Source organism: Marinobacter sp. UBA3604, assembly GCF_002375325.1.
GTDB classification, from domain to species: Bacteria; Pseudomonadota; Gammaproteobacteria; order Pseudomonadales; family Oleiphilaceae; genus Marinobacter; species Marinobacter salarius.
Genome location: NZ_DFMB01000061.1, coordinates 1 through 12435 on the forward strand (window position 1 = coordinate 1; position 12435 = coordinate 12435).

A 12435-nucleotide genomic window follows, 5' to 3' on the forward strand; every position below is an offset into this window, starting at 1 on the left:
GGGTTTGTCAGCAATCTGAGGCCTCCCGAAGGAGGCCTTTTTCACTTTGGAACGTTCTATCCCGATTACTTCCGGGCTTCGGCCGCCTTCTCTGCGGCATCAAAGTTGGCCTGGATTCGCTGCAACAGGTAGTCCCGTGCAGAGATCGGCGGGTATTTCTTTCCCGGCCCCTGAATAACCTGCTCTTTGTTCGCCTGACAGAAGAACGCCATGCTGTATCGGGGCCCCTTGTATTCGCCCTCTTTCGGCATCCTGACCCGATGCAGGGTCGACTTCAGACGGTCATCGCTCCAGCGCATCAGCATGTCGCCGATATTGCAGGTAATCCGGTCCTCTTTCGGCGCCACAGTGAACCACTCCCGGTCATCACCTTTGCCCTCGGCGTCTTTGCCCGGGCTGACCTGCAGGCCACCCTGGCCTTCCTGCTGGAACACCATGGTCAGGCAATCAAAATCGGTATGGGCCCCGGCGCGCCAGATGGATTCATCCAGGCGGGCATCGTCGGCCAGGGGCAAATAGTGCAGCAACCGGAGCGTGCTCTGATAATCCTCCAAACTGCGATCATGGGCCCGGCCAAAGAAGTCCCTCTCAAACCCGAGACGATCGGCAAAGCACGACAGAACCGTCATACCCAGCTGCCAGGCGCGGTTCTCGAAATCCAGCATCACCCGGCTGAATTCCGGGACCACCGTCTGGTTCGGCCAGAGATCATCCATGTGTGGGAGCGTAATCTGGAACGACTCTTTCTCATCCGCCGTTCCGGTGGACGGCCGTACCTGTGACTTGAACTCCCAACCGGAATTCAGTCCTTTTTTCAGCGGATACTGTTGTTTGCTGCTTTCCGGCAACGCAAAAAAGCACTCGGACAATGCAAAAGCCTGCTTGATCAGGTCGAGTTCAAGCCCGTGATTGGACAGTTGAAAAAAGCCCACGTCAGTGGCAGCTTGCCAAAGCTGATCAGTGATCTCTTCTCTACGGCGATCAAAGTCGGACAGATCGATAACGGGTATGTCCCCTTCGACCTCCCGACCCATACCACCAAAGGTCGTTTCCAGGTCCAGTTCTTTCAGCGCGTATTTTTCTGCAGTGTGAGTCATTGTGCCTCCCGGCATATCGCCAATGATTAGAACGGTTTCCGAAAGCAAACATGGCAGGAATGCGGGAGGCAGTGCATGGCCATCGCCGCCAACCGCGCCTGCAGGCACTTTCGGTCGACGACTGAGCAATGACCCGAAGTCGCGTGTCTGGCGATTCCTGACTGCTTCTACTCAGACTCGCAGGCGATCCCCGGAGGAACCTGACCTGCCATGCAAAAAGATGCAGCATTTGTGCCATATGACTAGCTCTGCAACCGCTTTGAAATTCAGGGGCCCGGGCCTGCACGGCGTATCAGGGCGAGCTTCAGGAGAGCCATTCGAGTGCAGCCTTCGGAAGCCTCGCACCAGCGTGGCGCATTAAAACCGCCGACAACGAGGCAGCACCTACTCTGACCAACCGGTCAGCAAATGGCCGCAATCTTGCATTGCAGTCCGGGGTAACCACCATTCAGAAGAGTAGAAGCGGTCAGAGGAACGCGCGATACCGGCAACACCTCGGGACATTGCTCTTGAACATCGAGAGGAGCAACCATTGGACTACCTTATCAAGAACGCCGTCGCAGTCGCGTCCACCGGGTTTTCGGATGCCCGGGACCTGCGCATCCGGGGCGGATACATTACCGAGCTGGGCAACGCCCTCGCCCCCACACAGGAGGCCCCGGAAACCGTCATTGATGCGTCCGGCTGCGTGGTCTGGCCAGGGTTGGTGAATACCCACCATCACCTTGCCCAGTCCATCATGAAGGGCGTACCGGAAGGGCTGAATCAGGATCTTGGAGGCTGGCTCAGCAGCGTACCCTACCGCTTCTGGCCAAAGGTGACGCCAGAACTTATGTACCATGCCGCTCGTCTGGGACTGTATGAACTGATTCGTTCCGGCGCCACCACTTGTGCCGACCACCATTACCTTTACCACAGCACCACCAGCTCGGAGTTGGAAGACGCCGTCTGGCAGGCCGCCGAGGAACTCGGCATCCGGATGGTTCTGTGCCGGGGCAGCGCCACGGAAACCGGCTCCCATGAAGGCATGATCGAACACAAGATCGAGCCGGAAAGTATCGACCAAATCATCGACCGCCTCGACACAACCCGAAAAAAACACCATCAAGCCGGGCCAGACGCCATGAAAAAACTGGTTGTGGCGCCGACCAGCCTGATCCATTCCAGTTCTCCGGAAGGCCTGAAAGCCCAGGCGCAATGGGCACGGGAAAACAAACTGAGAATGCACTCGCACTTGCTGGAGGTAGACTTCGACGAAATTCAGGCCCATAAGAGATATGGTCAGAGCGCGATCGATTATGCGGAATCCTGCGGTTGGCTGGGGAAGGACGTCTGGTACGCGCATCTGGTTCACAGTGACGCTCATGCCATCGAACGCCTCGCCGCCACCCAGACCGGCATCGCGCACTGCCCCACCTCAAACTGCCGCCTTGGCAGCGGGATTGCCCCGGTGATCCTGATGGCTGAAGCCGGTGTGCCCATTTCCCTGGGAGTAGACGGTTCGGCCTCTGCCGAATCCGGATCGATGCTGCAGGAACTGAACCTGACCTGGTTAATTCACCGGGCTCAGAACGGGCCCGATGCCACGACACTGGAGCAGGTTCTTGAATGGGGAAGCCAGGGTGGCGCAGACCTCCTTGGTCTGGAAAATACCGGTAGCCTGGCCGTCGGAAAAGCGGCGGACCTGGTGCTGTATGACGTCAACAATCCACGCTTTGCAGGCGTGCACGCTCCACTGATGTCACCGCTTATGTGCGGTGAGCCGGTACACGTCAAGCACAGTTTTATACACGGCAAGCGCATCGTCAGCGACGGATGTGTCGCCGGCCTTGACGAAGCGGACTTGACACGAAGCGTCCGGAATAGCGTTGCGGCACTCCTGAAAAACGCCTGAACAAGCACTTCCCATAATAAAGCCGGCAGGCCACTTACCTGCTGGCTTTTTATGGGCAAAAGCGCAAGCTTTTATTGCGGCAGCGTAGCGGTCATACCTTCAACGTACCAGTTCATGCCAGCCAACTCTTCCTTGGTCATTGAAACACCTTCAGGCACCCGAAGTTCGCCCGACTGGTCTTTCAGGGGACCAGTGAACGGATGGAACTCACCCTTGTCGATTGACTCCATTACCGAATTCACTTTGGCGCGCTGTTCATCGGTCAGGCGCTCTGAGATACCAACCACCTGAATCACGTCGTCAGAAATCCCGCCCCAGTAATCGGCCGGCTCCCAGGCCCCGTCCATGACCGACTGCACGGTATCGATATAGTACGGCGCCCAGTCATTTACCACAGACAACAGGTGCGCATCGCCACCAAACTTCCGCATATCAGAGGCCTGACCAACACCCCAATTGCCTCGCTTGTCTGCTGCAATCAGCGGTGCCGGGCTGTCGGTGTGCTGAATAATCACGTCTACCCCCTGGTCCATCAGGGCATTGGCTGCATCAGCTTCTTTAGCCGGGTCGAACCAGGTGTTGACCCAAACGACCTTGAGCTCAATATCCGGATTCACCTCCTTGGCACCCAAGTACACGGCGTTGATGTCGCGAATGACTTCTGGAATAGGGAAAGAGGCGATATAGCCCAGGGTATCGGTTTCGGTCACCAGACCAGCGGCCGTTCCAGTGACATAGCGACCTTCATAGGTGACGGACAAGTAGGTGCCAAGGTTTTCACCTCGCTTGTACCCCGTGGCATGCAGGAAGGTAATGTCGGGAAATTGCTCTGCTACACGGGCCGTCGGATTCATGAATCCAAAGGAGGTGGTGAAGATTACATCATTGCCGGCCTGAGCGAGTCGCCGAATGGTACGCTCTGCGTCAGCACCCTCACTCACGTTCTCGACATAGGTGGTAGACACTTTATCGCCAAAATGCTCTTCAAGGGCCAGACGCCCCAAGTCATGCTGATAGCTCCAGCCGTGATCCCCGACGGGACCAACGTAAACGAAGCCAACCTTCATGGGGTCTTCTGCCAGTACGGACATGGACATACTGAGTGTGGCAGCAAGTACCAGGCTAGATTTGGGTTTCATGGATAATCTCCTGAGCTTTTGTTTCATTTCGCGTTTTGGTTTAAATCGCTTACTAGACGGTCACAGCAAAAAGCTGGCCAACTGCTCAGGTTTTTCAGTCCATTGTTTTAACTAACATTTATGAAAGCTTCACCCCGCTCCAAGAAATACCGGGCACCAACTTGGATCAGTTTCTTCTGACTGCACCTCAACGACTCGTTTACCTTCGCTAGGGTGAACTCCATCCAGCGCAGCGAATCAAAGGTCATTCTTGAGGAATCAGAAATTCTCACTCGGGAGTACCACGGGGTTCCAGCCCTTTCCACAACCGATTTTACCACGACAGATCCCTTTTCAATCTTGATCGGAAAATCTGCTTTTCCAGCTCGTCATGGTTCATCTGCGCTAATGCCTGCCTCTTCGCCAAAACTCGGAACTCGCGAAGCCAACAACAACGTGACCCGGCGATCGGGCTTGTGGCAGTCTTTAAGATCATCACCTCTCTTGCCTTTGCAACCTTGCCCGGTCACCGAGCTATCCTCGCCGTGGGCCGTGTCGTTACCGTAAGCTCTTCAGGTTCTGGTTCATGCTCTGGTGCGAGCTCAGCCACGACCTGTGGCTGCCCGGTGATGCTCACATCACATTCCGACACAGCCAGTTCTTTCGTCCACTCTGTGGTTCTCCAGAACCAGCGTGCCTTCGCCGGTTTTCATCAAGCCGTTGTTGCCGCTGATCACACTGTCGATGGTGGCCTGATAGCCACTACTGGCCGTCGGCTTCCACCGCGCCATCCACATCAGATACCTTTACGGTGCCGGCATCCCCCGCAAAGATGGCAAAGCCGGGGCTGGGGATCATGGGACCGGTGACAGAACCGCTGGCATCGGTCCAGACGGAATTCGTCGCTGTCCAGGTGCCGTCGCCGCCGCCCTGGGTAGTGCCGCTGGCCAAGCCGTTGGCGTTCCAGAAATTCAACGTGGTGCCACCGGTGTTGATCAGGTTGATCTGTTTGTCGCCGGTAAGGTATTGCAGGCCGTAGGACGGATCCGGGCTGGCCAGCTGCAGGCCACCGTTGCTTCCGGAAAGGGAGCCGGTGTAATCAAACAGGCGGTACAGGCCCCGACCAAAGCTGCCGGTGTCGTTCAGGGTCAGCGTGGCACCATTGATAGCCAGATCGCCGTTGATGGAAACACTGTCGCTGGAGCCCGGTGTCGAGAAATCAACGCTTGGCGCACCAAACTCGAAATCCAGCAGGCTGCCCTGGGCCAGGGTCAGGTTGCCGTCGACGGTGAGCGTGCCCAAGCCTTCGCCCGGCGCCAGGGGGGCCGCCGGATTGCACCGTGGTATTGCCCAGTGCGCCGCTGCCGCCCAGCAGGCCACCTCTGTTCACGGTAAAACCCACCCCATTCATGGCGCCGTTCTTGATCAGGTTACCGTCACCAGAAATTGCACCGTCATAGAGGTAGTCGTTGGCCCGATTGATTTCCAGGGTGCTGACACGACTGAAGTGCAGATCCCCCACAATGGAACCGGTATTGCCGGCGGCACCAAGGGAAAGGCTCGCACCATTGTTAAGAACGGCAGAGCCAGTAAAGGTATGGTCGCCAGTCCAGATGACGTCCGAGCCAATCAGACCGAAGTGCCCCCCCCCCTCACTCACCCATCAGTCCTGAGCAGTGCCTTCCGTTAACGTCCAGGCGCTGCCACCGGCTTTTTCAAAAGATTCGAATCTACGAAAAATATCGGAGGCATCCGTTCCAACTAACGAAGTATCAAAGGTGCCATCAGCGCTGCCGCCCAGTGCCAACACATCATTATTGCCATTAGCCTGCACATTGCCGCCCAGGCTATAACCGTTTTCTAGGGTCAGGCGATTGTCACCACTGACAAAGTGAGCCGCCGTTGCTTGGTTGGCACCCGCATTGACCGTACCGACCTGGGTCACCGCCAGGGCGGAATCGGTGATGCAGTAACCACCCAGCACCTGAGCACCGGCGTCGATACGAATATTGGCGCTGGCGTCTACCAGGATCCCTGCGCCGCCATCGCCACCTTAGCCGCCGTTACCATTAAATAGTCAGACTTCCCGCCGGCCCCGCCGTTACCGCAATGCTCAAAAGGCGGAGGGCTGCTGCCCACAATCACCGGCACGGCACCAAAGTCGAACCCTGTGGTGGAAAGCGGCGTTCCGGTTACATTCGCCAGCTCCATAGACAGAAAGTTCCTGCTGCCCTGCAGATCCAGCGTGCAGCCATCCGATGCGCGATTGAAACCGTAGCTGCTCATTCCATAGGGCTCCAGCACCGTATCAATCGCACTCGCCAGTGCGATAAATCGGACATTGGTGTTAATGGTAATAATCGATATAACACCGTCGACCGTCACACTGAACTGATCACCATCATTGATGCCGGCCAGCGTTGTCAGGTCCGTTGCCCAATCTACCCCGGCAGGTAATTCAGCAGCCAAATATCGGCGCGCCCCGGTAAACAGCAGGCTCATGCCGTCGCCGCCGTCTCCGCCGTTACTGAACAGGCTGCCATGGTAGCCATTCTCACCACGCCCCCCGGTGGTACCGTCATGGCCTGTGCCATCAGCACCATCCGGCGCGGAACAGGCCGGCACCGAGATCAACAACAGGAAAGAAAAAGTCGCGCTGGAAACAGAGTAGAATCCAACACGGGCAAGGCAATGCCCCCAATACGGCGCTGAATGATGAGCGACATAACGACTCCGACATATAATTTTCTGTTATAAGCGATGTAGGGTAGAAGGCGGGATGGGCAAGAACTACTTATTGTTTTTATCACTTTCCGGAGTTTTATCATTTTTCGCCGCAGTCATACGCCGGCCAAGGGCGGGAAACCCTAGAAACACAAATCATGGCGCATCATCATGAAAAAGCTGGACGACCTTTCATTGCAGGGCAGCATTCATACTTTGAATATGTCCGGCGGGAACACTTTTGATATCCCCGGCGTTCGTGGGCGCATGGAGCGGCTTCAGTTTGCCAGTGGCATTGTGTTGACCGGCTGGAATACGAGGTGCTGGAAGACTGTTTTCTTGACATGCAGGGATCCTCTACCGAACCCTGGATCGAGAGCGCCCTGCATCTACAGGGACAGTCGGAACTGGCTTGCCCCAATGGGGAGCGCCATACGCTCCACCCTGACGCGGCCTTGCTGATGCGCGTTGACCAGCAGGGCTCGCAGTTCCAACTGCACAAAGGGCAACTGGTTCGTCATGTTGGTGCGTCTTCCACATTGAGCACATTGCGCCCACGCTTCGGCGGCAATTTGCCCGCCACCCTCAAGGCATTTGACGTGCCCTATGGGGATAGCTGCCATATTCGCACCATGACGCCGAGCGCGCGTTTACGGCAACTGGGCTCTGGATTGTTTTCTCACCACGCCAATGGCGCTTGCCGCGACTTGAAGCTGGAAGCCATCGCCAACCTCTTTTTGTCTGAACTGATTGAAGGATTTGAGGAAGGCTCCGACGCCGATGACACACTGCCGCCGTGGGAAGAGCAGGCCTACCAGGATCTTCTGGATCAGATTAGCGGCGCCCTGGACTCCACGCTGTCCATCCCGGCCCTGGCCGATCGGGTGGGACTGACCGAAAGCCGACTGGACCAGTTGTTCAAACAAAAGCACGACCAGACTTGCGCCGAATTTATCCGCAATGAACGCATGAAGCTGGCTCTTCGTCTTCTGGAAGACGGCAGCCACCCTGTCAAAGTCGTGGCAGACAAGGTCGGCTACGGTTATGTGAGTAACTTTTCCCGCGCCTACCGAGCCCGTTTTGGTGAAACACCAGCACGGACTCTGCGTCGCGGTGCGTCCGAGTAACGGGGTAGAACCCGTATCCGCTAGAGAATAAGTGGACACTATCGATAACCTGATCACGGTTGATCATCCGGCAGCGCACCTTCTTCACATTTCCTGCAGTCAAGCTCAAGCTCCAGCATCGACTCTCTACCTACCGCCGAAGTGACCCAAGGGCGGTTCACCCAAGGCGGCGAATGACGCACATGCTGATTATGGCCGCATGCCAACTGAGCGACCCAGTGGTTTTCCTTGTCTTTGTGATAGCCAGTGATGGGTTGTTTCATAAGTTCCGATCCTACCCTGTTTCCTCGCACCCAAGCCGCCCGAACTGTTTCCGCAACCACACCCGCCAGAAGCCCGAACAAGGGGTCGGCCCAGACGGTCACCAGTGCGGTTGTCGCGATAACCGGCCAGCAAGACGGCTTCGCGGCCCAGAGACGCCTGGACATGGCAAGCTCTACAGCCGCTACCAACAACAAGGCCCCGAGACCCACCACCGGAATGGCAGCGATCAATGATAGCCCCCCGGCAGGAAAGCAACCATGAGCAAAGCGGTTCCCAGCACAATGGGAGCCATGCCGGTTCCGGCACCGAAACGATGGTGCGCGGCCACGCCTCCGGCGCCATGACACATGGGCAGGGCGCCGAGCGGAACGAGAAACAGGTTCGCCAAGCCCGTCGTCACCGACAGTCGGGCTGGCGACACGCGATGAGATTGCTCACCGAAGTAATCCCCAACCACCAAGGCGGTCAGTACGATGGCATTGGTGATCGTAAGCGCCAGTTGAGGGAACACCAGCATGGACATCGCCTGCTGCCAGCACACCGCTGGCGACCAGGCTCTGGGACGTCACCTCGGTGGTCAGCAACAGCGCAGCAACCGCTTTCATGGGTTGTACCGGTATCGGCAGCCGATAGTACAACCCCGTTGCAATGTAGAACGCGGCAAACCCCAGCATTACGGGTATCGGTGCCAACCCTGCCACGCCAATTGCTCCAAGACTCAGTGGCAGCAAGGTACCGATGTCACCCAGCGCCCCGCTGACCTCCTTCACTGAATCTTTCGGGTTCAAGGGCATGCGCGCTCCTGATTCTTGGCCAGTTTTTATTAACGTTATTATTGGCAACTCTCACGCGTTATAGACGACATGTCCCAACTCGGTGATGTCGTAACCGCCCAACGCCTCGGCGCGCTGGACGAAGCGCTCGCTACCGGCAAACGCCAGCAGCCTCTGCATGGCCGGATCAAAATAGTGGCGCCGGCGCATAGCCAGATCAAAATGCTCCTGCTGCAAAGGTATAAAAGCGAGCCCCTGGCGCCGCGCCGCCGCTTCGATTCCCACGCCAACATCCGATTCGCCCTGTCGAATGGCCAAGGCGAGATCGTCTTCGCTAAGCGACGGATGTGTTGCCCACGTGAGGTGTTCGGCATCTATGCGGTGTCGAGCAAGCAAGCTCTGCAGTAAATGGCTAACGCCGGCATCAGGCTGGCGATGCGCGAGACGTATGCCCGGGCGGGCGATATCCTCCAAGCGGGCGAGTCGGTGAGGGTTATCGGCGGCTAACAGGAGCCCCTGCTGGCGCTTCGCCCAGCGAATCAGCACCAGGTCACGCATGCCACTCAGCCCCAACGTGACAGGATCATTGTAGTCCCGGCTATCGGCGTGCCAGATATGCATCCCCGCGAGCATTGCGCGACCGGCGATTAACCGTTGTACGCCATCACCACTCCCCTGGCACAGCAGCGCCAGTTCCGCGCCGCTCTCTTTCACCGCCCACTCCAACAATGGATCCTGGCTGCCTGCCAGGACCGGCGGGGTCGGCGAACTGACAGCGTCGTCACCTTCCAGGTGGTTCATCAACCACAGATCAATACGCTGGCGTGGAAACAACAGCTTTCCGGTCACCCGCACACAGGGAATGACGCCCTGGCTGACCAGATCATAGACTTTGCGCTCTTTCAGGCGCAGATACTCGGCAGCTTCGGCCGTGGTGAGGTAAGCGGGAAGCGTCATTGATCTCTCCTGCCGCCTGGAAAAGCACTAAACTGTTTTTAGCTGCATATTTTTCAACAGGCTGTGCAAAGCGTAGTCAGAAACTCCACGATGCTCAATAACAAGGAGACGCAGCTGTGGAAAATAATGCGTTTTACGTAGCGCTGTCGCTACTGCTAAACCTCGACGCTTCGCTCTTTCAGATCGTGGCGCTTTCGCTGCAGGTGTCGCTTCTGGCGGTACTGATCGCGGCTGTGCTGGGGTTTCCCCTCGGGGCGGCGGTGGCACTGTGGCGCTTCCCCGGGCGCAGCGTCATGATTGTCGTGCTCAATGCCCTGATGGGATTGCCGCCGGTGGTGGCTGGGCTCGCCGTCTATTTACTGCTCTCGCGAGCCGGCCCGCTGGGTGAGTGGGGGTTCCTGTTTACACCCGGGGCCATGGTCATTGCCCAGGTGGTACTGGTGTTACCGATTCTGGCCGCGCTCTCGCGCCAGAAGGTGGAAGAGCTTCTGGGTGAATACCGCGAGCAGTTTATGTCACTGGGTATGTCCCGTTCACGCATGATGCCCACCCTGCTGTGGGATGCCCGTTTTGCGCTATTGACTGTTCTGCTCGCCGGCTTTGGCCGCGCCAGCGCCGAAGTGGGCGCGGTGATGATGGTGGGCGGCAATATTGATGGGGTCACGCGGGTCATGACCACCGCCATTGTGCTGGAAACCGGCAAGGGCAACCTGCCCTTGGCGCTGGGGCTGGGAATCGTGCTGCTGACGCTGGTCATGCTGATCAACGCAGGTGCCTTTTTGGTAGGTGAACTGACCAGAAGGCGGATAGGATGACTTCATTTAACGTTCCACTCCTTGCTTCGGCTGCCCTCCTTCCGCCACCAACGCTGCGTTTTGATGGCGTAGCCTTCAGCCAGCAGGGTAAGGCACTGCTGGGCCCCTGCTCATTCACCCTGGACGGCACCGGCCCCACCCTGGTGATGGGGCCTAACGGGGCGGGCAAGAGTCTTCTGTTGCGGCTGGCTCACGGTTTGCTCCCACCGACTCAGGGACGGGTGGCCTGGTCAATTGAGAGACGCCCCCGCCAAGCGATGGTGTTCCAGCAACCGGTACTGTTGCGCCGCTCAGCCTTGGCGAATCTCGTTCACGCGTTAGCGGTGAATAATGTCCCCCGCAAGACACGTACAAAGATCGCTTGTGAGGCGCTTGAGCATTTTGGGCTGACCCCGTGCGCAAACACGCCCGCGCGCGTACTCTCCGGCGGCGAGCAGCAGCGCCTGGCACTGGCCCGTGCCTGGGTACTTGCTCCCCAGGTGCTGTTTCTGGATGAACCTACCTCCGCACTCGACCCGGCGGCGATTAAAGGCGTGGAGGCCGCGGTACGCGAGTTTCATCAGCGGGGAACGCGCATCGTCATGACCACTCACGATCTGCATCAGGCGAGGCGCCTTGCCGGGGATGTGTTGTTTCTCTCTGGCGGGAAAGTGTGTGAACACACCTCTGCCGAAACCTTTTTCAATAGCCCCGTCTCGCGGGAGGGGCAAGCGTTTATTGCCGGAGAACTGATGGAATAGTTCGGCTCTGACGGTTTTGCCGACGCGTTACTCATTGGACGTTCGAAACACGCAAAAGGAGACAGCAAGATGAAAAAGGCATTAATCCTTGTACTCGCAAGTGTCACCGGCATGAGCGTGGCGCTCGGCGCTTATGCCGATGACTACATCACCCTGGCCTCAACGACTTCAACCCAGAATTCGGGGCTGTTCGACGCCATTTTACCGCAGTTCGAAGAGGCCACCGGCATCGACGTGCGGGTGGTGGCGGTGGGCACCGGTCAGGCGTTTGAAATCGCCCGCCGCGGCGACGCCGACAGCCTCCTGGTACACGATACCGCCGGGGAAAAACGCTTTGTCGAAAACGGCTTCGCCAGCGAGCGGGCCGATGTCATGTACAACGATTTCGTGTTGATTGGCCCTGCGAACGATCCGGCGAATATCGGGAAAGCACAAAGTGCCGCCGAGGCCTTCGCGGCGATTGCCCATGCCAAGGCACCCTTCACCTCACGCGGCGATGACAGCGGCACCAACCGCGCCGAGCTGCGCCTCTGGGAGAACGCCGGCGTCAGACCCGACGGCGACTGGTACCGCGAACTCGGTAGCGGCATGGGGCCAACGCTCAACACCGCTGCGGCCATGGATGCGTACGTGATGTCGGACCGCGCCACCTGGGTGGCGTTTGGCAACCGCCAGAACCTGACGCTGCTTTTTGCCGGCGACGAAGTGCTGTTCAACCAGTATGGTAGCTTGCTGATCTCCGAAGAGAAGCACCCGCACCTTAAACACGATCTGGCGAAACAATGGCATAACTGGCTGATTTCCGGGGATGGCCAGCAAGCGATCGCGGACTTCGAGGTGGACGGACAACAGCTGTTTTTCCCGAATGCCAAATAGGCTAATCTCTGGGGACGTGCATCGATATTCAAATCCGTGGCGTTCCTGGA

Annotated in this window: 16 protein-coding genes; 5 read left to right on the plus strand and 11 right to left on the minus strand. The window is 57.9% G+C overall.

From position 1 onward, the window contains the following. Positions 1-65: 65 nt before the first annotated feature. A complete protein-coding gene (locus tag B2590_RS16740; protein WP_041332570.1) occupies positions 66-1097 on the minus strand; it encodes an isopenicillin N synthase family dioxygenase in 1032 nt (343 codons plus the stop codon). A 532-nt stretch (positions 1098-1629) separates the two neighbouring features. On the opposite strand from B2590_RS16740, the gene B2590_RS16745 reads away from it, so the two are divergent. Next, a complete protein-coding gene (locus B2590_RS16745; RefSeq protein WP_041332569.1) occupies positions 1630-2991 on the plus strand; it encodes an amidohydrolase family protein in 1362 nt (453 codons plus the stop codon). Positions 2992-3062: 71 nt separating this feature from the next. Here the strand turns inward: B2590_RS16745 and B2590_RS16750 are convergent, their stop codons facing one another. From B2590_RS16750 to B2590_RS16775, 6 genes are all read right to left on the minus strand, one after another. Then, positions 3063-4130, minus strand: coding sequence for a BMP family ABC transporter substrate-binding protein (locus tag B2590_RS16750; RefSeq protein WP_041332568.1), 1068 nt, complete (start codon positions 4128-4130; stop codon positions 3063-3065). A gap of 617 nt (positions 4131-4747) precedes the next feature. Next, the gene (locus tag B2590_RS16755) at positions 4748-4900 is read right to left on the minus strand and encodes a hypothetical protein (RefSeq protein ID WP_158498346.1); all 153 of its coding nucleotides are present in this window, start codon (positions 4898-4900) and stop codon (positions 4748-4750) included. Next, positions 4872-5411, minus strand: coding sequence for a hypothetical protein (locus B2590_RS16760; protein WP_091644586.1), 540 nt, complete (start codon positions 5409-5411; stop codon positions 4872-4874). The genes B2590_RS16755 and B2590_RS16760 overlap by 29 nt, the downstream gene beginning before the upstream one ends. Next, positions 5329-5769 carry a hypothetical protein gene (locus B2590_RS16765; RefSeq protein ID WP_143071185.1) on the minus strand — a complete coding sequence of 147 codons (441 nt, stop codon included), beginning with the start codon at positions 5767-5769 and terminating at the stop codon, positions 5329-5331. The genes B2590_RS16760 and B2590_RS16765 overlap by 83 nt, the downstream gene beginning before the upstream one ends. Positions 5770-5772: 3 nt before the next feature. Then, positions 5773-6093 carry a hypothetical protein gene (locus B2590_RS16770; protein WP_091644580.1) on the minus strand — a complete coding sequence of 107 codons (321 nt, stop codon included), beginning with the start codon at positions 6091-6093 and terminating at the stop codon, positions 5773-5775. 38 nt (positions 6094-6131) lie between these two features. Further along, positions 6132-6734: a hypothetical protein gene (locus B2590_RS16775; RefSeq protein WP_143071184.1), complete on the minus strand. Its 603-nt coding sequence runs from the start codon at positions 6732-6734 to the stop codon at positions 6132-6134. Between the two features lie 443 nt (positions 6735-7177). On the opposite strand from B2590_RS16775, the gene B2590_RS16780 reads away from it, so the two are divergent. Continuing rightward, entirely contained in the window at positions 7178-7960 is a 783-nt protein-coding gene (locus B2590_RS16780; protein WP_213479947.1) for an AraC family transcriptional regulator, read from the plus strand. A gap of 53 nt (positions 7961-8013) precedes the next feature. On the opposite strand, the gene B2590_RS16785 is transcribed toward B2590_RS16780, so the two are convergent. The 4 genes from B2590_RS16785 to B2590_RS16800 form a co-directional block, all read right to left on the minus strand. Then, a complete protein-coding gene (locus tag B2590_RS16785) occupies positions 8014-8223 on the minus strand; it encodes a DUF3565 domain-containing protein (protein ID WP_041336418.1) in 210 nt (69 codons plus the stop codon). 227 nt (positions 8224-8450) lie between these two features. After that, on the minus strand, positions 8451-8741 hold the full coding sequence (locus tag B2590_RS16790) for a putative sulfate/molybdate transporter (protein ID WP_228301442.1): 291 nt from the start codon (positions 8739-8741) through the stop codon (positions 8451-8453). Then, positions 8659-9018, minus strand: coding sequence for a putative sulfate/molybdate transporter (locus B2590_RS16795; protein WP_228301443.1), 360 nt, complete (start codon positions 9016-9018; stop codon positions 8659-8661). Before B2590_RS16795 ends, B2590_RS16790 begins: the two co-directional genes overlap by 83 nt. Before the next feature lie 51 nt (positions 9019-9069). After that, the gene (locus B2590_RS16800) at positions 9070-9954 is read right to left on the minus strand and encodes a helix-turn-helix transcriptional regulator (RefSeq protein WP_041332563.1); all 885 of its coding nucleotides are present in this window, start codon (positions 9952-9954) and stop codon (positions 9070-9072) included. Positions 9955-10070: 116 nt separating this feature from the next. Here B2590_RS16800 and B2590_RS16805 point away from each other — a divergent pair, with 116 nt between their 5' ends. The 3 genes from B2590_RS16805 (at position 10071) to B2590_RS16815 (ending at position 12385) form a co-directional block, all read left to right on the plus strand. Then, on the plus strand, positions 10071-10769 hold the full coding sequence (locus B2590_RS16805; RefSeq protein WP_041332562.1) for an ABC transporter permease: 699 nt from the start codon (positions 10071-10073) through the stop codon (positions 10767-10769). Further along, positions 10766-11509 carry an ABC transporter ATP-binding protein gene (locus B2590_RS16810; protein WP_278366718.1) on the plus strand — a complete coding sequence of 248 codons (744 nt, stop codon included), beginning with the start codon at positions 10766-10768 and terminating at the stop codon, positions 11507-11509. Before B2590_RS16805 ends, B2590_RS16810 begins: the two co-directional genes overlap by 4 nt. A gap of 69 nt (positions 11510-11578) precedes the next feature. Beyond that, complete coding sequence (locus B2590_RS16815; RefSeq protein ID WP_041332561.1) at positions 11579-12385, plus strand: substrate-binding domain-containing protein; 807 nt, start codon at positions 11579-11581, stop codon at positions 12383-12385. The last annotated feature ends 50 nt before the right edge of the window (positions 12386-12435 follow it).